This window comes from Campylobacter peloridis LMG 23910 (genome assembly GCF_000816785.1).
Taxonomy (GTDB): domain Bacteria; phylum Campylobacterota; class Campylobacteria; order Campylobacterales; family Campylobacteraceae; genus Campylobacter_D; species Campylobacter_D peloridis.
Window position 1 is genome coordinate 292,358 of record NZ_CP007766.1, and the last position, 22,953, is coordinate 315,310.

At 26.4% G+C, this 22,953-nt stretch carries 15 protein-coding genes; 14 read left to right on the forward strand and 1 reads right to left on the reverse strand.

The genetic code is table 11. The annotated features are described in order from the left end of the window. The first annotated feature begins 19 nt into the window (after positions 1 to 19). From CPEL_RS01515 to CPEL_RS01525, 3 genes are read left to right on the forward strand one after another with little or no spacing between them, the layout of a single operon-like run. Positions 20 to 250 carry an acyl carrier protein gene (locus tag CPEL_RS01515; protein WP_044598323.1) on the forward strand — a complete coding sequence of 77 codons (231 nt, stop codon included), beginning with the start codon at positions 20 to 22 and terminating at the stop codon, positions 248 to 250. After that, the gene (locus CPEL_RS01520; protein WP_049984555.1) at positions 240 to 1,763 is read left to right on the forward strand and encodes an AMP-binding protein; all 1,524 of its coding nucleotides are present in this window, start codon (positions 240 to 242) and stop codon (positions 1,761 to 1,763) included. The genes CPEL_RS01515 and CPEL_RS01520 overlap by 11 nt, the downstream gene beginning before the upstream one ends. Continuing rightward, on the forward strand, positions 1,753 to 2,925 hold the full coding sequence (locus CPEL_RS01525) for an ornithine/diaminopimelate decarboxylase (protein WP_044598324.1): 1,173 nt from the start codon (positions 1,753 to 1,755) through the stop codon (positions 2,923 to 2,925). Before CPEL_RS01520 ends, CPEL_RS01525 begins: the two co-directional genes overlap by 11 nt. Here the strand turns inward: CPEL_RS01525 and CPEL_RS01530 are convergent. Further along, on the reverse strand, positions 2,922 to 3,719 hold the full coding sequence (locus tag CPEL_RS01530) for a ferritin-like domain-containing protein (RefSeq protein ID WP_044598325.1): 798 nt from the start codon (positions 3,717 to 3,719) through the stop codon (positions 2,922 to 2,924). The two genes, CPEL_RS01525 and CPEL_RS01530, sit on opposite strands and share 4 nt — an antisense overlap. Positions 3,720 to 3,801: 82 nt before the next feature. Here CPEL_RS01530 and kpsM point away from each other — a divergent pair, with 82 nt between their 5' ends. From kpsM to CPEL_RS01585, 11 genes are all read left to right on the forward strand, one after another. Next, positions 3,802 to 4,578 carry a capsule polysaccharide transporter KpsM gene (gene kpsM, locus CPEL_RS01535; protein ID WP_044598326.1) on the forward strand — a complete coding sequence of 259 codons (777 nt, stop codon included), beginning with the start codon at positions 3,802 to 3,804 and terminating at the stop codon, positions 4,576 to 4,578. After that, positions 4,575 to 5,246, forward strand: coding sequence for a capsular polysaccharide export system, ATP-binding protein (locus tag CPEL_RS01540; protein WP_044598327.1), 672 nt, complete (start codon positions 4,575 to 4,577; stop codon positions 5,244 to 5,246). Before kpsM ends, CPEL_RS01540 begins: the two co-directional genes overlap by 4 nt. Next, positions 5,236 to 6,351 carry a capsular polysaccharide export system, inner membrane protein gene (locus CPEL_RS01545; RefSeq protein ID WP_044598328.1) on the forward strand — a complete coding sequence of 372 codons (1,116 nt, stop codon included), beginning with the start codon at positions 5,236 to 5,238 and terminating at the stop codon, positions 6,349 to 6,351. The genes CPEL_RS01540 and CPEL_RS01545 overlap by 11 nt, the downstream gene beginning before the upstream one ends. Beyond that, positions 6,351 to 8,009, forward strand: a complete 1,659-nt coding sequence (locus tag CPEL_RS01550; protein ID WP_044598329.1) for a capsular polysaccharide export system, periplasmic protein — start codon at positions 6,351 to 6,353, stop codon at positions 8,007 to 8,009. Before CPEL_RS01545 ends, CPEL_RS01550 begins: the two co-directional genes overlap by 1 nt. A gap of 8 nt (positions 8,010 to 8,017) precedes the next feature. Beyond that, on the forward strand, positions 8,018 to 8,974 hold the full coding sequence (locus CPEL_RS01555) for a KpsF/GutQ family sugar-phosphate isomerase (protein WP_044598330.1): 957 nt from the start codon (positions 8,018 to 8,020) through the stop codon (positions 8,972 to 8,974). Positions 8,975 to 9,015: 41 nt separating this feature from the next. Next, entirely contained in the window at positions 9,016 to 10,161 is a 1,146-nt protein-coding gene (wecB, locus tag CPEL_RS01560) for a non-hydrolyzing UDP-N-acetylglucosamine 2-epimerase (RefSeq protein ID WP_044598331.1), read from the forward strand. Continuing rightward, positions 10,154 to 11,383: a UDP-N-acetyl-D-mannosamine dehydrogenase gene (gene wecC, locus CPEL_RS01565; protein WP_044598332.1), complete on the forward strand. Its 1,230-nt coding sequence runs from the start codon at positions 10,154 to 10,156 to the stop codon at positions 11,381 to 11,383. Before wecB ends, wecC begins: the two co-directional genes overlap by 8 nt. A gap of 9 nt (positions 11,384 to 11,392) precedes the next feature. Then, complete coding sequence (locus CPEL_RS01570; RefSeq protein WP_049984556.1) at positions 11,393 to 15,772, forward strand: FkbM family methyltransferase; 4,380 nt, start codon at positions 11,393 to 11,395, stop codon at positions 15,770 to 15,772. Positions 15,773 to 16,131: 359 nt separating this feature from the next. Further along, positions 16,132 to 18,891 carry a methyltransferase domain-containing protein gene (locus CPEL_RS01575; protein ID WP_044598333.1) on the forward strand — a complete coding sequence of 920 codons (2,760 nt, stop codon included), beginning with the start codon at positions 16,132 to 16,134 and terminating at the stop codon, positions 18,889 to 18,891. After that, entirely contained in the window at positions 18,888 to 20,492 is a 1,605-nt protein-coding gene (locus tag CPEL_RS01580; RefSeq protein ID WP_044598334.1) for a heparinase II/III domain-containing protein, read from the forward strand. Before CPEL_RS01575 ends, CPEL_RS01580 begins: the two co-directional genes overlap by 4 nt. Before the next feature lie 81 nt (positions 20,493 to 20,573). Then, complete coding sequence (locus CPEL_RS01585; RefSeq protein WP_044598335.1) at positions 20,574 to 22,001, forward strand: DUF6270 domain-containing protein; 1,428 nt, start codon at positions 20,574 to 20,576, stop codon at positions 21,999 to 22,001. Positions 22,002 to 22,953 lie beyond the last annotated feature (952 nt).

Genomic DNA, 22,953 nt, shown 5'->3' on the forward strand with positions numbered 1-22,953 from the left:
TTATATTTAGGAGAAGATGATGAATGATATTTTGGAAATTTTACAAAGCATTAAACCTGGAATAAACTTTGAAGAAAATCAAAGTTTAGTTAGTGATGGGATTATTAGTAGTTTTGATATATTGCAAATTATAATGGAGTTAGAGGCTAAATTTGACATAGAAATCAAACCTCAATATATTGAATCATCAAATTTTAACTCAATATCTGCAATAATGGCAATGGTAGAGCATATTAAGAATGATAAATAATGTAGTTTGGTATTTAGAAAATTCTGCAAAATTACATCCTGAGAAAATAGCTTTTTTTACTCAAAATGATAGTATAAGCTATGCTGATCTTTTGGATAAATCTAAGCGTATAGCGAGTTTTTTGCTTCATCATGAAACTAAAGCAAATTCTATTGTAGCTATTTATATGAATAAGAATATTGATTGTATTGCTATGATATTTGGTTGTGCGATGGCAAGGGTTGCTTATGCCTTTATAGATACTGACCATCCTAAAAATCGTATAGAAAAAATGCTTGAAATTATTGAACCTAAATTTATTTTTACTAATACTACGCTTTTTGATGGTATTTCAAAGATTACAAATAGAGAAATTGTTGATATCGTTAAGGTATTAAATTATGAAATCCAAAATGATGTTTTGGAGAAAATACAAAGTCAGTATTTATCTTGTGATATCCTTAATATAGTATTTACTAGTGGTAGTACAGGTTTGCCAAAAGCCGTGGTTAAAACTCATTCTAATGTACTTTATTTTGTCCCTGTGTTTGTTGATGAATTTAAATTTTCAAGCGATGATATATTTGCAAATCAAGCTCCACTTGATTTTGATGTAAGCTCAAAAGATATCTATAGCGCAGTATATCTTGGAGCTAGTGTTTTTTTAATAGATAAATATCTTTTTACATCTCCTGTAAAATTAGTAGAGTTGTTAATACAATATAAAATAAGTATATTAATTTGGGCTGTAAGTGCTTTAACATTGCTTTCATCATTTAGAGTTTTTAAGTATTGCACTCCCATAGGTATAAAAAAAGTTCTTTTTAGTGGTGAAGTTATGCCATTAAATCAGCTAGATATATGGCAAAAAAACCTACCTAAAACTGAATTTGTAAATTTGTATGGACCAAGTGAAATTCTTGGAAATTGCACTTTTTATGAGCTAAAAAAAGATTATTATAAAAAAGAAAAAAATACTCCCATTGGAAACGCTTTTAGCGGACAAAAAGTTTTTTTATTAGCTTTTGATGATGATGGCAAGCCATATGAAGTAAAGAAAAAAGATGAAATAGGTGAAATTTGTGTTAGCGGGCCAAATGTTGCACTTGGATATTATAAAGACTTCAAACGCACCAATGAAGTCTTTATACAAAATCCTTTAAATTTAAAATATTATGAGAGAATTTATAAAACTGGTGATATGGGAAAATACAACGAACAAGGAGAATTAGTATTTCAAGGGCGCAATGACTTTCAAATTAAACATTTAGGACGCCGGATAGAACTTGGAGATATAGAGATTGCGACTATGGATATAAAAGGTATTGAACTAGCCTGTGCTATTTATGAGCGTGAGAAAATATATTTATTTTATAGCGGGGTGCTTAGTGTTGATGATTTGATGCAATATCTTAAAAATCAATTAATCTCATATATGCTTCCATCAGTATTTTTTAAACTAGAAAATTTACCACTGAATAAAAATGGAAAAATTGATAGAGCTAAATTAAGGGAGATGATATATGAAAAATGAAGAATTGTTAAATATTGCTAAAAAACATGGCACTCCAAGTTTTTTATTTGATATTCAAGCTCTTTTAAGTCGTATCAAAGCTATGAAAGATATTTTAGATAATAAATACGAACTATGCTTTGCAATGAAGGCAAATCCATTTTTGACTACTTATATGTCAAAAAATATTGAGAAAATAGAAGTTTGTTCTCCAGGAGAATTACAAATTTGTATAAAATTAAATATTCTAGCATCGCAAATTATATATTCTGGTGTTGTAAAAGGATATGATGATATAGTACTTGCATTAAAATATGGTGTAAAAACTTTTACTGCAGAATCTTTAAGTCAACTAGAACTCATAAATAAATGTACTCTAGATCTTGATATTAAAATTTGTATATTGTTAAGACTTTCAGCTGGATCGCAATTTGGTATGAGTAAAAAGGATATTATAAAAGCCATAAATATACTATATAAATATAAAAATATTAAGTTTAGTGGTTTGCATTATTATGCTGGTACACAGCGTAAAAAAATAGATTTACAATTAAAAGATCTGAATTTGTTATTAGATTTAAAAAATGAAATTACAAGTATTATAAAAATGGATGAGTTTATCATTGAGTATGCTCCAGGACTTAGTGTGAATATGTTTGAAGATGATGATTTTAGTGATACTTTAAAGCCGCTAAGTATTTTAAAAACCAAACTTGATGAATTAAATCTTGATAGAGTTAAAATGCGTATTGAGCTAGGTAGATTTATGGTTCAATATTGTGGATACTACTTAGCTAATATTTTGGATGTAAAAAATACAGGAGAATGCGATTATTGTTTGCTTGATGGTGGGATAAATCATGTTAATTATTATGGTTCTATTATGGGAATGAAAATTCCTATTATGCGTCATATATCGATAAATAGTAATGCTTATAAACAAGAAAAGGATTATTGTATTTGCGGTGCTCTTTGTACAAGTGGAGATGTGTTAGTTAGAAGAAAACAGCTTGATAATCCTCAAATAGGCGATTTGATTGTTTTTGAAAATATTGGTGCTTATAGTGTTACAGAGGGTATATATTTGTTTTTAAGTCGTGCATTGCCAAAAGTTTTGTTGCTTGATAACAAAAATATACTAGTAGCTAGAGATTTTAAAGAAATTTTTGAATTAAATTTTTAATTTTTATTATAAAAATCATCTAGTTCTTGAAGTTCATTTTCACTAAAACCAGCTTGGATTCTAGCATCTTTGTTATATATTTTTCCTAAAAGATTAAATTCTTTATATTTTTTGCAAAGTTTTAAATAATTATCTTTTTCATCTTTTGCATAATTCCACCAAAAATTACCTTTACTTACATGTTTTATTTCATCATTTAATATTACATTAAAAATTTCTTTAAATAAACTTTTTATAGGATGATTAGTTGTGTTTAATTTTTCTAAAACAAAAGGATTAGCATCAAGTCCTTTTGCTTCAAGTCCTCTATGAACTATACCCATTCTATGAGCAAGATTATCTTTAGTTAAAAATAAGGCTTTTTCAAGGTTATCATGAGCGTAAAAATCTCCGTATTTAAAACCTAATTCGTTTAAGGCTTTTTCTAAAAGTAAAAAATGTTTAATTTCTTCATCGGCTACTTCAAGCCAATCTTGATAAAACTGCAAGGGTAAATTTTTAAACCTATAGCTAGCATCTAGGGCTAAATTTATAGCACTATATTCTATATGAGCAACAGAATGTAGAATTTTTGCTAAAGATAAAACACTATTTGCTTCTTTTGGACGCCTTATTTTCATAGGATGAAGAATTTTAACTTGTGAATTTTCTTTAATGATAGCTTTGTGAGAATGATCAAATTCAAATAAATTAAGTTTAAAATTCTCATAAAAAATTTCAAATTTTTGAATTTTTTGAAAAATATCTTTATTATATAAAATACTTTCTAAATCTATAAAGAAATTTCTTTTCATTTTTACCTCTGTTAAATATTATATAAGAATAAAAAGTATAATATAAAAATTTTGAAAAAATCTAAAAGGATTTGCTAAAAATATGTTCAATGTCATACATGCTCTTTTTTTTAGAGAGTTAAAGACAAGATTTGGTATTAATAAATATTTGGGCTATTTTTGGGTTATTGGAGAGCCTATGATGGTGGTTTTGGTGATTACCTCTATTGTAGCAGCTATTAGAGAATTTCATCATCAAATCATGCCAGAGGGTATTTCTATTTTTATGTTTTTAGCAGTAGGGATTATACCTTTTTTTATGTTTAGAAGTATTATTACACAGCTTTTAAATGGTATAAGTGCAAATTTAGCTCTTTTTGCTTATAAACCCATTCGCCCTATACATGTTTTTATCGCTAGATCTATGCTTGAATTTTGCATTTATTTTACCATTTTTATTTGTGTGATGTTTTTAGCTGGGTGGTTTTTGCATATGCAGGTTATCCCTAAACATTTTTTAGAGGTGATGTTTTCGTTTTTTTTACTTGTGTTGTTTGGATTTGCTATGGGAATGTGTTTTGCTATAGCAGGACATTTTGCTGAACCTTTAAAAATGGCATTAAATTATGTAAATATAATCTTATATTGGACAGCCTTGGTGGTATTTCCTGTATGGATAGTTCCAAAGCCTATTTTAGATGTATTATATTATAATCCGCTTTTGCATATAATGGAGCTTTTAAAGTATAATTTTTTTGAAAATTATCCATTGCTTGATGATTATAATTATTATTACCCCATTGTTTTTTTGGGGGTTGTGTTGTTTATTGGATTGTTTTTTTATTATTTTACTAGAGAAAAGTTGATAGCAACAAGATGATAAAATTAGTAAATTTAACCAAATCCTTTCCTTTGCGTAATGGCGGGAGACATTATGTTTTTAAAAATTTAAGTTTTGAATTTCCTGAAAATTGTAGCATAGGCTTAATGGGACGCAACGGAGCTGGAAAATCTACTTTGATGAAGTTATTAAGTGGTTCGTTACTTCCTGATAGGGGTAAGATTATCACTAATAAAAAACTATCTTGGCCCTTAGGTTTAGCAGGAGCTTTTCAGCATAGACTCTCAGCAAGAGACAACGCACGCTTTGTTGCTAGAGTATATGGTTATAAAGGCAAAGCTTTGGAAGAAAAAGTTAAATTTGTAGAAGATTTTGCCGAGCTTGGTAAATTTTTTGATGAACCAATGAATACTTACTCAGCAGGTATGAGTGCTAGAATTTCTTTTGGTTTAAGCATGGCTTTTGATTTTGATTATTACTTAATTGATGAAGCAGGTGCTGTGGGAGATCCTAAATTTAGAGAAAAAAGTTCTAAAATTTATAAAGAAAAATTAAGCAATTCAAAAGTTATCATGGTTTCGCATAATGTAGCTGAAATTAAACAATGGTGTGATAAAATTATCTTTATGCAAAATGGACAAGCTACAATATATGATGATGTAGATGAGGGTATAGCGGTGTATCAAGGAAAAATTAATGCAAAATGATATATTAAATAAAATTAAAAATCTAGAAATTTTAAATTCTTTTAAAATCGTATTGATTTTAATGGTTTTTGTAGTTTTTTACTATGTTTTTATAGCAGCAAATCGTTATGTGAGCGAGGCTGTTTTAAGTGTTAAATCAACTACAGGTGATAGTGGTGCTATTACAGGAATTGCATCTTTGCTTACGAATAATTCTTTTTCAAGTGAGGATATTAATTATTTAAAATCATATATTCATTCTTTAGATATGCTAAATATTTTAGAAGAAAAAATTAAAATACGAGAACTTTATCAAAAACAAAAACTTGACTTTTTTTATAGTATTTCACCATCAGCTGATCAAGAAAGTTTTTTAAAGTATTATCAAAATCGTGTTAAAGTGGTTCAAGATGCTTCCACAAACGGAATTTTAAGAGTAAGTGTTGAAGGTTTTGATGCTCAAAGTGCACATTTAATAGCCACAACTATAGTTAAAGAAAGTGAAAAATTTATCAATGAAATTTCACATAAAGCTGCTAGAGAGCAAATGCAATTTGCCGAAGATGAGTTATTGCAGTTTAAGAAAAGATACCAAAAAGCAAAAGATGAACTTTTGGCATTTCAAAACAAATATGGAGTATTTGATCCACTTAAGCAAGCAGAAGGAACTCTAAAGCTTATAGGAGAACTTGAAACAAAAATAGCCACTAAAGAAGCAGAACTTTTAATGATGCAAAGTTATATAAATGATAATGCTCCGCAAATTGTGACCTTAAAAAGTGAAATTACGGCTTTAAAAAAACAACTTCAAAAAGAAAAATCCAAAGTTTCATCGCCAAAATCTTCTCAAAAGCTTAATGATCTTGCAGCTAAATTTCAAGATTTAACTATAGAAACAGGTTTTGCAGAAAGTGCTTATACAGCTGCATTAAAAGCTTATGAGAGTGCTAGGATAGAAGCTTTAAGAAAGATCAAACAAGTGGTAATTGTTCAAAGCCCAAGTTTGCCTCAGAGTGCAAAATATCCTGAAACTTTGTATAATATACTCACAGCTTTTATGATTTTGTCTTTGATTTTTGGCATCGTGAAATTTATCAAAATGATTATAGAGGAGCATAGATACTAATGAAAAAGATATTTTTATTTTTGATTTTACCTATATTTTTATTTTCTGCAGTAGATGTTTCTCAGATTGCTAAAATTCAAAACCAACCACTTAGCCCTACTATGGAACCACAAGTTGCAAGTTATGATAATAATCAAAGTGATTTTAATCAAACTCAAACTCCGACAGCTAAAGTTTTTGGTGCACATTTATTCAATGGAAATTTTACTAAATTTACCCAACATGTTTATAATCCTGATTATAAATTAGCAGTAGGTGATAGAATTAACATAAAAATTTGGGGTGCAGTGGAATTTATACAAACACTTGTAGTGGATTCTCAAGGAAATATTTTTATACCAAAGGTTGGTGCTATTAATCTTTTAGGTGTAAAAAATAGTGCTTTAGTGCAAGTTATTACAAAAGCTATAAACAAAATTTATAAAAGTAATGTCTATGTATATGCAGATATGGATATATATCAAAATGTCTCAGTTTTTGTTACAGGAAATGTTAATCAACCAGGACTTTATCAAGGATTAAGCTCTGATTCTATTATTCAGTATTTAGATAAAGCAAAAGGTATAAATTTAGAATATGGTAGTTTTAGAGATATTCAAATTCTAAGAGACAATAAAGTTATAAAACATGTAGATTTGTATGATTTTTTACTTAAAGGACAGCTTGAACTTTTTCCTTTTAGAATGGGCGATGTGATCTTAGTGGGTAGTGTGCAAAAATATGTTTTTGTAGAAGGGGATGTGCAAAAGCCTTTTAGGTTTGAGCTAAGTAATGATATTTTAAATTTAGCAGATATAGCAAAAGTTGCAGGAGCTAAGCCTATAGTAACTAATGCTGTGGTAAAAAGCTACAGAGAAGATCATAAACTTCATGTGCAAGCTTATAGTAAAAAACAATTTTCAGATGTAAATTTGCATAATGCAGATGAGATAGAATTTAGGCCTGATTATACTGCGCAAAATATTAGCATTAGTATAGAAGGTGAGCATAGTGGTTTGCATTCAGTTGTGGTAAAAAAAGGAACAACCTTAGCTGATGTTGCTAAAATGATTGCAGTAAATGAGCAATCTGATATAAACGCTTTGCAAGTTTTTAGAAAAAGTGTAGCTGCTACTCAAAAACAGCTCATAGAAGCCCAACTTAAAGAGCTTGAAACATTAGCTCTAACAAGCTCTTCAGTTAATGCTGAGCAAGCTAGCATTAGAGCTACTCAAGCTAAGACGATTTTAGAATTTATTGAGCGTGCTAAGCAAGCTCAACCAAAAGGACAAATCGTTATAGATAATGTTAAAGCTTATAATTCTATAGTCTTAGAAGAAGGTGATGTGATAAATGTGCCTAGTAAAAACAATCTTGTTTTAGTTCAAGGTGAAGTTTCTATACCAGGTGCATTTGTATATATGAACAAAGAAAAATTAAGATATTATATCAATCTAGCGGGTGGTTTTAGCGATAGAGCTGATGTATCAAGAGTTTTGGTGATTAATGCCAATGGTAAAGCAACCAAGTATAGTGGTAGAAGCTCAGCAGATATCAAAGCAGGAGATTCCATTTTAGTTTTACCAAAAGTAGATAGCCAGAATTTACAAATCTTTAGTATGCTAACTCAAATTTTATATCAAATAGCTATAGCTACGAATGTGGTATTAAATATATAAGGAAAATGATGGGAAAATTTGATGCGATTGAGATAGCTAAAGAAGTTTTTGAAATAGAGGCTTGTTCTGTTAGGGAACTTGCTTTGAATTTGGATGAGAATTTTAGCAAGAGCGTCGCGCTTATTTTGGGTATTAAAGGTAGATGCGTGATAAGTGGTATGGGCAAATCAGGCCATATAGGAGCAAAAATAGCTGCAACCTTAGCTAGCACAGGCACGCCAAGTTTTTTTATGCATCCAGGTGAGGCATTGCATGGGGATCTTGGTATGCTTACAAGTGAAGATGTGCTTTTGGTTATATCTAATTCAGGGGAAACTGAAGAGGTTTTAAAAATCATCCCTGCTATAAAAAGAAGAAAAATTCCACTCATTGTGATGGCAGGCAATGCAAAATCAACTCTAGCCAAACAAGCAGATTTGTTTTTAAATATAGCGGTTAAAAAAGAAGCATGCCCACTTCAACTTGCGCCTATGTCTTCAACTACTGCTACTTTAGCGATGGGAGATGCTATAGCTGTGGCTTTGATGAAGGCTAGGAAATTTAAACCTGATGATTTTGCTTTGTTTCATCCAGGCGGGAGTTTGGGTAGGAAGCTTTTGACTAGGGTTAGTGACTTGATGGTTAAAAAGAAATTGCCTATCGTGCATCCTGAAAGTGATTTTAATGAATTGGTTGATGTGATGACTAGTGGGAAATTAGGACTTTGTATAGTATTAGAAAATGAAAAACTAGTTGGGATTATCACTGATGGGGATTTAAGAAGGGCTTTAAAAGCTGATGCTAAACCAAGATTTGATTTTAAGGCAAAGGAAATTATGAGCCATAGTCCAAAAACTATAGATGCAAGTGCTATGGCAAGTGAGGCAGAAGAGCTTATGCTAAAATATAAAATCAAAGAAATAGTCGTCACACAAAATGAAAAAATAGTAGGCATCATACAACTTTATGCGATAGGGAAAGTTTAAATTTTTATGATGCATTAAAAAACTAAAAAAAGTTGGAGAAAATGAGAAAGATTTTAGTTGTTTTTGGAACAAGACCAGAGGCTATAAAAATGGCTCCATTGGTTAAAATAATGGAAAATAGAAATGATATAGATTTTAAAATTTGTGTGACCGCACAACACAGACAAATGCTAGATCAAATTTTAGATGTTTTTGATATTAAGCCAGATTATGATTTAAATATCATGAGTGAAAATCAAGATTTATATGATATTACATTTAAAATTCTTTGTGGTATGAAAAATATATTGAATGATTTTAGACCAGATGTTGTTTTGGTGCATGGGGATACCACTACTGCAAGTGTTGTAGCATTGGCGGCTTTTTATCAAAAAATAAAAGTAGCACACATTGAAGCGGGGTTAAGGACTTATAATCTTTATAATCCTTGGCCAGAAGAGGCAAATAGACAAATTGTCGGTGTTTTATCAGATATTCACTTTGCCCCAACAGCTAAGAGTGCTGAAAATCTTATAAAAGAAGGGAAGGACAAAAAGAATATTTTTGTGACTGGCAATACGGTTATTGATGCATTATTTTATATGGCGGAAAAAATAAAAAATAATATGGTATTTAAGACAAAAATTTTAACTTCTATTGAAAATAAATATAAAATAAGTGATAGTAGAAAATTTATTCTAGTTACAGGACATCGTAGAGAAAATTTTGGTGAAGGTTTTTTGCAAATTTGTGAAGCATTAAAAACTATAGCAATTAATAATCCAAATATTGACATAGTTTACCCTGTTCATCTAAATCCTAATGTTCAAAAACCTGTAAAAACACTTCTATCAAATATTTCTAATGTTTGCTTGATAAATCCTCTTAAATATGAGGAATTTATATATCTTATGTCAAATTGTTATTTTATCATTACAGATTCTGGCGGCGTACAGGAAGAGGCACCTAGTCTTGGAAAACCTATATTAGTAATGCGTGAAACAACAGAAAGACCAGAAGCCATAGAAGCTGGAACAGTGAAGTTAGTGGGTACTTGTAAAAGTAGTATTATCAAAGCAGCTCAAGAGTTGATTGATGATGAAGATGAATATAAAAAAATGAGCAAGGCAAGTAATCCTTATGGAGATGGAAATGCATGTGATAAAATAATAAGTGTACTAGTGAAAAGGATAAATAACGATGAATAATTTTAATAAAGTGTGCGTAATAGGTCTTGGATATATAGGACTTCCCACAGCAGCTGTTTTTGCCAGTAAAAAAGTTAAAGTTTTGGGTGTAGATATAAATCAACAAGCAGTAGATATTATAAATCAAGGTAAAATTCATATAGTTGAACCCGAATTAGATATTTTGGTACATGCTGTTGTAAAAGATGGTTATCTTAAAGCAGCAACATTACCTGGTGAAGCAGATGCTTTTATCATTGCAGTACCAACTCCTTTTAAAGGAGAAGATTATGAGCCTAATTTGGATTACATTAAGGCAGCATCAAAATCAATAGCAAAGGTTTTAAAAAAAGGAAATTTAGTGGTTTTAGAGTCAACATCCCCAGTTGGAGCAACAGAACAAATGGCCAAATGGCTCGCAGATGAAAGACCTGATTTGACTTTTCCTCATCAGATCAGTGAAGAATCCGATATCAAGATAGCTCATTGCCCAGAAAGGGTTTTACCTGGACAAGTTATAAGAGAACTTGTTGAAAATGATAGAATTATTGGAGGTATGACGCAAAAATGCACGGAGTATGCAATAAATTTGTATAAAATTTTTGTTCAAGGTGAGTGCATTAAAACAAATGCTAGGACAGCGGAAATGGCAAAACTTACAGAAAATTCTTTTAGAGATGTAAATATAGCTTTTGCTAATGAATTATCTATTTTATGCGACAAATTGGATATAAATGTATGGGAGCTTATAAATCTTGCCAATCGTCATCCTAGAGTAAATATCTTACAACCAGGTTGTGGAGTTGGTGGGCACTGTATAGCAGTGGATCCGTGGTTTATAGTACATCAAAATCCAAATGAAGCTAAAATGATAAAAACAGCTAGAGAGGTTAACGATAATAAACCAAATTTTGTTATACAAAAAATTAAAGAAAAAGTAAAAGACATACTGCAACCTAAAATTGCCTGTTTAGGTTTAGCGTTTAAACCAGATATTGATGATTTGAGAGAATCTCCGGCTTTGGATATAGTTATTAAGCTTGCAAACGAAGAAAATTATCAAATATTAGCTGTAGAACCAAATATAAAACAACTTCCATTAAAATTACAAGATAAGGCAAATGTAAAATTGGTTTCTTTGACACAAGCATTGGATGAAGCAGATATTGTTGTGATATTAGTTAAGCACAAGGAGTTTATTGGTATGCAATCTGATAAACTTATAGATTTTGTTAATATTTAAGGTTTATCCATGAAAGAAATAGGTTCTGATGTTGTTTTATTAAAATGTGATCAAGTGAGTTATAAAATTTATCTTCCAGGTAAAGATATAGACTATATACAGAAAAAAATTTACAACGAAATGATTCCTTATGAATATGAAATGTTGCAGGATATATTAGGAAAAGCAAAAAAAGATACCATTATAGTTGATATAGGATCCAATATAGGCAATCATTCTTTATATCTTGCAGCACATGGTTTTGATATATATGCTTTTGAAGCAAATTTAGAACTGTGTAACATACTTAAAGTAAGTATAGAATTGAATGGATTTAGAAAATTAAAGCTGCATGAATTTGGTCTATCAGATAAAAAAGAAACAGCAATTTTAGATAATTTAAATGCTGAAAATTTAGGTGGACAATCTTTAAAAATTAAAGATTCTGGTGATATTGTTTTATATCCTCTTGATGATATAAAATTTGAAAAAGATATTTCTGTATTAAAAATAGATGTAGAAGGAATGGAAACTAAAGTTTTAAATGGTGCGATCAATACTATAAAAAAACATAGACCATTTTTATATATAGAAGCTATTAATAATGCTGAATTTAGAAAAATTAATGTTATATTAGAAAAATTAGACTATGTTTATTGGAATACTTTTAACGCAACCCCAACACACCTATATTATCCAAAAGAACAGTTAAAAGATAAAGATATATTATCCAATATATCTTTTCATAAAACTTTAGAATCGTATCGAATGACTCAATCCTTAAATTATAGTAAAAAAATATCTACTGAAATTTCTAAAATTGTTGAAATGATATCTAAAAATAATGTTGAACTATATAAAGAAATAAACAGGCTAGAGGTACAAAAGAGCGAATTAGATAAAAAAATTGAAAATATTCAGTCAGAGAAGTATCAACTAGAGCAGGAATTAAAAAATTATAAGGAAGTATTACACAAAGCATCTATAGATAAACTAAAATTAAAACAAAAAGATGAGGAAATAAAAAGGATAGAAAATACATTGTCATATAGAATAGGAAATCGTATAGTGAAGTCTAAAAATATTAAAGATATTTTAATGCTTCCATATAATTTACTTGAAGAATACAGAAAATTTAAGCTAAGACAGAGAAGAAAATCAATTAGTGTTGAAAATATAAAATTAAAGAAAAATATAAAATTTAAAAAAAAACAAATTTTTAAATATACATTTAAAACCTTAAAATCAATAAAAATTGCTTGCATAATGGATGAATTCACATACACTTCCTTTAAATACGAGTGCGATTTGTTACAACTCAGTCCAGGAAATTGGAAAAATGAAGTTGCAACATTTAAACCTGATTTATTATTTATAGAATCAGCTTGGCAAGGAAAAGATTCTTTGTGGAAGTTAAAAATCTCAGGATTTTCCACAGAACTTCAAGAGCTTATAGAATATTGTAAAGAAAATAATATTGCTACTGTATTTTGGAGCAAAGAAGATCCAGTTCATTTTAATACTTTTCTAGCGATAGCTTGTTCTGTTGATTTTGTTTTTACAACTGATATTGATTGTATTCCAAAATATAAATTTCATGTTGGTCATGAAGATGTGTATTGTTTACCTTTTGCAGCTCAAACAAAAATACATAACCCCATAGAAGAATTTGACCGTAAAGATGAATTTAATTTTGCAGGGTCGTATTATTTACGATATCCTCAAAGACAATTAGATTTTGAAAATCTTATAAGTGCAGTAAAATCATATAAAAATATTAGTATTTATGATAGAAATTTTAATAATCCTCATCCTCATTATACTTTTCCAGATTGTTATAAAGATATGATTATAGGGAATTTACCTTTTAATGAGATTATAAAAGCATATAAAGGTTATAAATTTGGGATAACGATGAACACTGTCAAGCAATCTCAAACAATGTTTGCTAGAAGAGCTTTTGAGCTTATAGCGTGCAATACTTTTGTTGTGAGTAATTTCTCTAGAGCTTTAAGAAATTTTTTTGGTGATTTAGTAATATCATCTGATAATGTGAATGAGTTAAAAAATAAATTAAAACTAGTATGTGAAGATGAGATGTATTATAAGAAGATAAAATTAAATGCTTTAAGAAAAGTGATGAAAGAACATACTTATACAGATAGATTGAATTTTATAGCTTCTGTTGTTTACAAAGAACAATTTGAATCCAAGCATAAATTTTATATATTAATACATATAAATTCGCAAGAGGAATATACAAGGGCATTGGATATTTATTATTCTCAAAAAGAAAACCAAGATATTGAGTTATTAATATATAGCAAAGAGAGGCTAGAGCTTCAAGATGAAAAATATAGGTTTTTTTCAGATCAAGAAAAATTATATGAATATTTAAAAGATAAATATCAAGCTTATTTTGGAATGATGGATATTAAAGATTATTATAATGAAAATTATTTACTAGATCTAACTTTAACTCTAAAGTATTCTAATTTTAATGCTTTTGGAAAATATAGTTTTTATAATTTCAACGATGGAGAGGTATATTTAGAAAACAAAGATTGCGAATATAAAAAAGTAAAACAACTTTTTATTACTTCATCTTTTGTAAAAGTAGAATATATCAACAAAGGATTATTATCAGCTTTTCTTAATAAAGAATTTTCATATCAAATTGAAAATATGTTTGCTATTGATTGTTTTAATTATTGTAAAAATGGTGTTTTACTTACTAAAAATCAACAAGAATATGTGTCTAGTATAGATAAAGTGTATTCTGGGATAAGTATTAAAGATCTTAATATATCATCAAATTTTAAAGGTGTATTGAAGGAAACTTATGAAACTCCTGATTTGATTAAAATGGATGCTAAATTTATATATGATAATATAGAAAAACCGATAAGTTCTAAAATTAAATTTTTGTTTGATGATAAAAGTAAATTTATAATTGAATCAAAATTACCTAGTGAAATACATAAATATTTTTATTTTAAAAATTCTTTTACAAGAGAAACTTTTAATATGGTAAAAAATTCTCAATTTTTACTCCAAGGTATATTCTCAAACGAAGATTTTAAAACAGTTTTTGAATTTCAAGATGAAAATTATCAAAAAATTTCTCATAGTATTAACAAAGCTGGAGATATTCAAACTTTAGCTATACCTAAAGAGTGTAAATTTATCCGTTTTGGCTTGCGTATTCAAGGCACTGGTAAATTTCAAATAGACAATCTGATTTTAGATTTTCTAAATCCCCAGCCTTTTGCACTTCTTTCTAGAAGTAAAAAATTGGTATTAACTAAACAGTATCCTTCTTATGATGATTTATACAAATACGGCTTTTTACACTCAAGAATAAAGGCATATAAAGAAAAGGGTGTTTTGGTTGATGTTTTTAGGCTTAGCAATACACAAAAGTATGAATGTAGAGAATTTGAAGATATTGATGTGATGATGGCCACTAATGATGTTTTAGAAGAAACTTTGGCAAGTGGACAATATGACCATATTTTGGTTCATTTTTTAGATAAAAATATGTGGAATGTTTTGGAGAAATTTGTAGATAAAATCAAAATTACTGTTTGGATTCATGGTGCTGAAATTCAAATTTGGCAAAGAAGAGAATTTGAATTTGAAAGATATAGCGAAATAGAAATTCATAGACAAAAAAAACTTTCTGATCAAAGAGTGAAATTTTGGACAAAAATTTTCAATGCAAATTATAAAAATATGCATTTTATTTTTGTAAGTGAGTATTTTAAAAAAGAAAGTTTAGGGGACTTAAAAATATCATTAGATTCTAGCAAATATACCATCGTATATAATCCTATAGATACTTCAATGTTTAATTATTTACCTAAATCACAAAATGATAGAAAAAAAATTCTTTCTATTAGCCCTTTTGTCTCAAGAAAATATGCAAATGATTTAAGTATTGAGGCTATTTTGGAGCTTAGCAAAAGAGATTTTTTTAAAGATTTGGAATTTTTTATAGCCGGCGATGGAGTGTTATTTGATGAATTAACTAATGATTTGAAATATTTTAAAAATATTATCTTGCATAAAGGATTTCTAACCCAAAAAGAAATATCAAATTTGCATAAACAATATGGTATTTTTTTAAATCCAAGTAGATGGGATTCTCAAGGTGTATCGAGAATTGAAGCTATGTCAAGTGGTTTAGTTCCGATTACTAATAACATTGCAGCAATTCCAGAATTTGTAGACAATGAATGTGGAATTTTAGTAGAACCTGAAAATACAAAAGCATTAGCTGATGCAATCGAGTTTTTATATAAAAACCCAGATGAATTTATGAAATTATCCGCAAATACTGCAAAAAGAGTTAGACAGCAATGTGATAAAGATATTACTATATCCAAAGAATTGGATATAGTAATATAAAATTATTTTAAATTCCCTGTACCAGTGGATGTGTTTTTAAATGTTTGATAGTATAAGATGTTATTGGTAATTTGTGGCTATTTTAAAAGTATATAATAGTGCATGATATATTATAAATTTTCTATGTAAAAAGGCAAAAAATAAGTTGTATTTTGTTATTAATATAGATTTTATTTTAAATATTAAAAATTAATGTAAATTGTAGTTTTAAAAAATAACAAAAGTAAAGAAGAATGCTATATTATTAGTTTTAATCTATTTTGTAATTTTAAGCAGCAAATACACTTTAGTCTAAATTATACTGTTTATAAGTAATGATATAATATAATTTATTAATACAGAAAATAAAAAGGAAAAAAATGTTTAATGGTGCTAAGAAATATATACGCAAAATTTTTAAACAAGATATTATTAGTATTTTTAAAATACAAATAAAAGATATTGATTATTTAGAAATAATAGATAATCATATTTATTATGTAAAGAGAAATAAATTGTTTGTGATATACGATTGTAATAAAATTAATATTAATTCTTTGGAGGATTATTCAAGAGAATACAAGATTAATTTATATTGTATATCTATATGGCAATTAAATAACAAGTTATACTGTTCTGCTAAAAATGAAGAGAATCTATATAACATTATCGATATATTTAATAATGTTGTTATATATACATATGAATATCCTATTTTAGAGGAATATCTTAAAATAAATAAAAAACAAGGGTTGTTTTTATTTGATAGTTGTGATAAAAATCAATCAATTGTACTATCTATAAGTGTCAATAATAAAATAAATGTAATTTTGGATGAAAACGTAAAAATACTTTCTATAGCATATTTAAAACCATATATATATGTTAGTATAAAAAAATACAAAGAGTCTATAATAAAAATTATTTCTCAAATTGGTATTTTTGGAAAAATTAAAAAAATTTCCAAAGAAGTTACATGTGGTTTATATTATAAATTAATGGTAAAAAATAAAGAGCTTTTATTATGTCAAGATGGCCCTACTAAGATTTTCAATTTAAATAAAAAAATTGTTTTTGATGATTCCATAGGTAGCAATATTGGTTCTCAAGTTAATTCGTATATAACTATAACAAATAAATTTAGAAGAACTTATTTATTATTTAGTACTTGGAGAAATACAAAAAATTATCCAAAATCGTGTTTATATTTTATTAGAAATGAAACTAAAAGACTTGTTAAAAATTATGATAATATAGAATATAGTGATAAATTAAAGTGGAGTGGATATAAAAGTTATAGAATTGGAAAATTATGTTTTGATGAAAAAATAATTTTTTGTAATAAGTATGATTATCCTATGGTTGTTGAATTTTCAAACTATTCTTATAAAAATTTGATTAATAGTGTTGTTTCTTTTTGTGATGATAAAACTATTATTATGGATGATAAAATTAAAAATATAGAAAATATTCAAACCAATAAATATATAAATAATTTTAATAAAAATGATTTAACTTCAATAAAATCTACAAATTTTTTTATAACAATAGATACAGAACAGCATGTTAAAAATATACCTTTTGCTTTAACAGGAGAAGGATTAGAAAAACAATGCGGTGTTTATTTGATTATGGATATATTAGAAAAATATAGTTTAAAAGGTGTATTTTTCGTAAATATATATGAGCATAAAAATTTTAATGGAGTTATTGAAAGAATAATTAAAGATATAAATGATAGAGGACATGAAGTTGGATTACATTATCATGCAAATTCATCATCTAAATGGAAAAATAATTTAATAGAATATTCTTTAAATGAGCAAGTTGATATTTTAAATTATGGCAAAAATTTTATATTTAATATTATTGGAAAATATCCATTATCTTTTAGAGGAGGTGGATACCAAATAAATATGGACACTTTTAAGGCATTAGAAATTTGTGGCTTTAAATATGATTCTTCAGCTTTTGTTTCTTATAAACAGAATATAATTTATAACTCTATTAACAAAATAACAAAATATAATAATATTATTGAATTTCCAGTAACTACAAATTTTTTATTTGGTTATCTTACAAAGTTAGATTTAAATGCCCAAGGAAATGCAAACGATATGTTAAATATAATGAATACGCATAGATTTAATGGTCTTGAAAATATAATAGTAATGTTACATTCTTTTTCGTTTATAAAATGGTATAAAGGAAATGATGAAAGATTAAAATCGAAATTAAAATTTACGGGCAATAGATATGCAATAGGAGTTAATGATAACTTGATTAAAGAATTTGAAATTTTTTGCAAGAATATTTCAGATAATAATGAATTTAAAAATGTGTTATTTGAAGATTTAAAAAAAGAAGAAATTGAAGAATGTTTAGTTAGTGAGAAGGATTTTGTCCCAAAAAATATCATAGAATATAATAATGGAGAAAATATTTGTCCTATATGTGAAAATAAAGTTTCTTTTCAAGAATATAGAAATAGAAAAAATGCTATTTGTCCAAAATGTAGATCATTAGAGAGAATGAGATTTAAATATTTGTATTTAAAAAGAAATTTACATATAGATATTATGAAAGATAAAAATATTTTGCACATAGGTCCTGCTATGTGTGTATATGATAAATTAAAATTATTAAATCAAGTTAATTATATAACTTCTGATCCATTTTCTGATTCTATGTATAAGTATCCATTGGAAAATATACCTTTTAAGGATAATTATTTTGATATTATTATATGTATAGGTATTTTAATTCATGTATTAGATGATGATAAATGTTTGAAAGAAATGTATAGATTATTATCTAAAAATGGTAAATTAATACTTTGGGTTGGAGATTTATATGATGATAAAACCATTGAAAGATATAATAGAGCTGATTTTGATAAGATGAAAGCAATAAGTTTTGATTATCCTATGAATTTATCAGATGGAAAAACAATATTATTAGATGATGGGAGTATAGGTTATAATCCAAGGTATTCAACCAGAACTTATGGTAAGGATTTTATACAGAAATTGAAAAATATAGGTTATCATGTGGATATTGTAAATTCTAAAGATATTGCAGGATATAGAAAATATGGATTAATAGAAAATGATATTTTAATTATAGGAAGTAAATTATGAATAAAGATGATTTGCAGTATTTAATTAAAAACAAAATTTTAAGATTGGCTAATTATGAAGATATAAATTTTAATACTATAGATTGGACGTATAATCCATATAATCATACAAATTATATTTTTATATTGCATAAAATGGAATATTTATTAGATTTGGCTTATTTTTATATTGATACAAAAGATAAAAATATAAAAGATATTATATTTGATATTTTAAATTCGTGGTATTTATCTTGCAATGACAAATTAGATAATCCTTGGATATTCCACGATCATGCTACAGCATTAAGAGCTTCTAATATATCAAAAATTTTAAGTATCATAAAAAGTTGTATAAGTAAAGATGAATTTTTACTTTTTCAAAAAATTTTAACAATAGATGTTAATAAGCTTTTATTAGATGAGTTTTATTCTAAAAATACAAACCATGGATTAGATCAAAGCTTATCTTTATATGAAGCATCTTTTTTTTTAGAAGTTAATAATGTATTAGATATAAGAAATATTGCAACAAATAGAATTAATGATGAACTTAGATTTGCTTTTTGTGATGATGGTGGTCACAAAGAGAATAGTCCAGCTTATTTATCTTATGGTATTTCTCAGGTTTTAAGAGCTTTAGATATTGGATATAAGTATGAAAAAGAAAATACTAAAATATATTTTCCATTAGATTTATTAAAAAAATCTTGTTTAGTTTTAGGATATTTTGTTCAATTTAATGGAAATTTGCCCCTTATTGGTGATACTACTATATTTAAGATAAATAACCTTTTGTTAAATAAATTGTCAATGCATAATTGTAAAGAATATGAAAATTATATATATTTGATAAGTAATGGAAAAGAAGGTGTAAAACCTGATAAAGATTTATTATTTTTAAATGATTCAGGATATGCAATTATAAAAGACTTTGATAATAAATTAAATTTGGTTTTTAAATGCAAACATATAAGTAATTATCATAGACATGATGATGATTTAAGTTTTACTTTATTTTATGATAATGAAGAATGGTTCGTTGATAGCGGTTTATATGAGTATGCTGAAAAGGATGAGTTTAGAAGATATTTAAGATCTCATTTTTCCCATAATTTAACTTATCCAAATAATTTTAAAGCTCATAGAAATTTAAGCAGGTCTTTAAAAACTCATATTAATAATTTATCTAATGAAAATATTTATAGATTTGAAGGATATTCTTATATGTTCGATGGTTTCGAAAATTATAGAAGTATAGAATATGACAAGAATAATTTGATTTTTACTATAATTGATAAGTGTAAAATACTTAATAAAAAATTAGAAAGTATAGTTATAAAAAATGATGTTTCTTATATAACTAATTTTATTATTCCAAAAAATAAAAAAATTATAATTGATGAATTGAATAAATGTGTAAAAATCATAGGACAAAATAAGATATTACATTTAGTATATCAAGATAACATTAGTAATGTATATATAGAAGAAAATTATATATCCAGAAGAATAAATACAAAAGAGAGTGTTAATGTTTTGAAATTTTGTCATAATGGTATATGTTTAGATAATGTTTTTTATTTAACTTATTCTAGTGATTTTATTAATTATAAAAATTAATGAATATAAAATTATTTTTGCTTGGTTGATTTAAGATTTTAAATTTGATATTTTTTTGAGCGATTAATAAGGATGTTTTGTATGAATAAAACAATAAAAGTTTTTATACTTGGTAGTTGTCCTTCTAAGGATCCATTTGAGTTGGCTGATAAAAAAGATTTTCAGATTGTAGGTTATATAGCAAGAACAAGTTTTGCAAGTTTTACCTCAAAACCTTATGTTGATCAAAAAATTATTAAAAATATTCTTTCCCCGTATCATCAAAAAATGGTATTAAATGACATGAGCAAAACAACCTTTAAAAAAATTCTTAATAGTGATTTTGATGTTTTACTTATCGATTTAATTGATGAGAGGTTAAATTTATCTGTTTTTAATGAATATATCCACACATTGAGTAATGAATATAAAAAAGCTCTTTACAAGCCAAATCAGTATCAAATAGTAAAACAATTTTCTGAAAAAAAAATGAGTTTATGGAAAAAAGGTTTTAAAAAATTTATTGACTTTATTAAAACGAATTCTCTAGAGGATAAGATATTTTTAAATAAATTTTATTGGACGATAAAAGTTGGAGAAGAAAGCATATTAAATAAAAATTATACGCAAGAATTTATTGATAAGGTAAATACAGATTTAGACAAAATGTATAATTATTTTATAAAAAATCTGCCAAATACAAAAGTAATCGAATATCCAAAATCTATAATATATTCCGACCCACAGCATAAATGGGGATTGGAAGCTTTCCATTATAATAAGTTAATGTTTAAATGGCAGTTGGATTATATTTCTTTACTAAAAAACAAAGAAATAGCTTATATTGAAAAGAATAATAAAAAAATGTATTATAAATTTACACTTTCAAAGCGTAAAGATGCACCTTTATTGGTTATTTTTCATGGACATACATTTAATTCTAAACCCAGTAATTATAAAAATGAATTCTATCATATATTGTGTCCTATTGATAACTTTGGTGTTGAAAATTGTGGTTCTTGGTGGCTTGGAGAAAATGGAATTTTTTTTGTTAAGGAGTTGTTGCATCAATTAATTTTATCAATTAAACAAAAACACAATATCAAAAAGATGGTCTTTTGGGGTTCTAGCATGGGAGGGTACGGTGCTATTTTACATGGTATTTTATTGAAAGCAGATGTTGTATTTGCAAATATACCTCAAATAAAACTTTTAGGTAGCACTTACTCAAATAGCGGAATGATTAAATATTTTCAGCCAATTTTTGGCAATAATATTTCTATTTATAATGATTTAACAAATTTATTAGATAAAAAAAAACCAGAGTGCAATCCTTTATTTTTTATAATTCAGTCTAGGTTTGATTACAAAGGTTATTTAGAGGAACAAGGAAAATATTTTTTTGAGACATGTTTAAAAAATAATATTAATATTTCTTTAGAAGTTGTCCCTTTAAAAGGACATAGATTATTTTATTCTATAGATGAATCTATAAAAAAAATTGAAAGATTTTTGCATGAGATAAAATAATGAAAATATAAAAAATATTGATATAAAACAATAGTATAATAAAGATATATGATATTATAAAATGTGTTATTTCTTTTTAAATTAGAATACGATTTAGACTTTTACCTTTATATTAAAAAGTAGATTATTCTTGGAATATTGGAATAAAACCATCGGTATGGTTTTGTATATAGTTTTATTTAAGTATGACAAAAGTTTTTGCTAAAATTATTGATTTTTGTGCTATCTATAAGCAGTAAAATATTCCACTATAAAAATGTTAGATTAAATCATTTGTTAAAGTTTTGAGATATATAATTTGTCTGTAATATGTTTTTTATAAATTTTTATCAAAATAAATGATGTATAATGGTAGAGAGTTTGAGTTATATATATGGTTATCTTCAATATAAACAAAAATATATTTTATTAAAAATTGATGAAATATTTTTGAAAAATACATTGGTTATAGAAGATTTACTTGTATGATATCTATATTGTTTTATATGTGACAAAATTGTTTAGATGGTTGTATACCTTAAATCACTAAAACAGATTTAAACTATAAGAATTATAAAGATAAATTATTCTTGCGTCGGTATGTTTTAGATGTTTGAAAAATTACTTTTTTAGTAATAATAATTAAAATTGATAAAAAGTTAATATTGCTATAATTTTGACAATACATCTGAAATTATTATAAAGTGAATATGAGTTTATGTAATTTATATAGTATGTTTAATAAAAAAATTTTAAAGAAGAATCTAATGTAATATTTTTTTATTTTGATGATTATATTAATGTTTGAATTGTTTATTACTATAATCATTCTGATGATGGATTATAATATTAAATTGTAGTATAGTGATAACAGTATTATTTATTTAAGTCCTTTGTTGTTTTATAATGTATATATTGATAAGTTGCTGATTCTAAAGATGATTACCTATAGTATAATTTTTCATTGAAATTA

What these genes read in the sequence shown, in the direction of transcription:
- CPEL_RS01525 (WP_044598324.1), top strand. Translation starts at nt 1,753, where the DNA reads ATGAAAAATGAAGAATTGTTAAATATTGCTAAAAAACATGGCACTCCA.
- kpsM (WP_044598326.1), top strand. Translation starts at nt 3,802, where the DNA reads ATGTTCAATGTCATACATGCTCTTTTTTTTAGAGAGTTAAAGACAAGA.
- CPEL_RS01545 (WP_044598328.1), top strand. Translation starts at nt 5,236, where the DNA reads ATGCAAAATGATATATTAAATAAAATTAAAAATCTAGAAATTTTAAAT.
- CPEL_RS01575 (WP_044598333.1), top strand. Translation starts at nt 16,132, where the DNA reads ATGTTTAATGGTGCTAAGAAATATATACGCAAAATTTTTAAACAAGAT.
- CPEL_RS01520 (WP_049984555.1), top strand. Translation starts at nt 240, where the DNA reads ATGATAAATAATGTAGTTTGGTATTTAGAAAATTCTGCAAAATTACAT.
- CPEL_RS01585 (WP_044598335.1), top strand. Translation starts at nt 20,574, where the DNA reads ATGAATAAAACAATAAAAGTTTTTATACTTGGTAGTTGTCCTTCTAAG.
- wecB (WP_044598331.1), top strand. Translation starts at nt 9,016, where the DNA reads ATGAGAAAGATTTTAGTTGTTTTTGGAACAAGACCAGAGGCTATAAAA.
- CPEL_RS01550 (WP_044598329.1), top strand. Translation starts at nt 6,351, where the DNA reads ATGAAAAAGATATTTTTATTTTTGATTTTACCTATATTTTTATTTTCT.
- CPEL_RS01570 (WP_049984556.1), top strand. Translation starts at nt 11,393, where the DNA reads ATGAAAGAAATAGGTTCTGATGTTGTTTTATTAAAATGTGATCAAGTG.
- CPEL_RS01515 (WP_044598323.1), top strand. Translation starts at nt 20, where the DNA reads ATGAATGATATTTTGGAAATTTTACAAAGCATTAAACCTGGAATAAAC.
- CPEL_RS01540 (WP_044598327.1), top strand. Translation starts at nt 4,575, where the DNA reads ATGATAAAATTAGTAAATTTAACCAAATCCTTTCCTTTGCGTAATGGC.
- CPEL_RS01580 (WP_044598334.1), top strand. Translation starts at nt 18,888, where the DNA reads ATGAATAAAGATGATTTGCAGTATTTAATTAAAAACAAAATTTTAAGA.
- CPEL_RS01555 (WP_044598330.1), top strand. Translation starts at nt 8,018, where the DNA reads ATGGGAAAATTTGATGCGATTGAGATAGCTAAAGAAGTTTTTGAAATA.
- CPEL_RS01530 (WP_044598325.1), bottom strand. Translation starts at nt 3,719, where the DNA reads ATGAAAAGAAATTTCTTTATAGATTTAGAAAGTATTTTATATAATAAA.
- wecC (WP_044598332.1), top strand. Translation starts at nt 10,154, where the DNA reads ATGAATAATTTTAATAAAGTGTGCGTAATAGGTCTTGGATATATAGGA.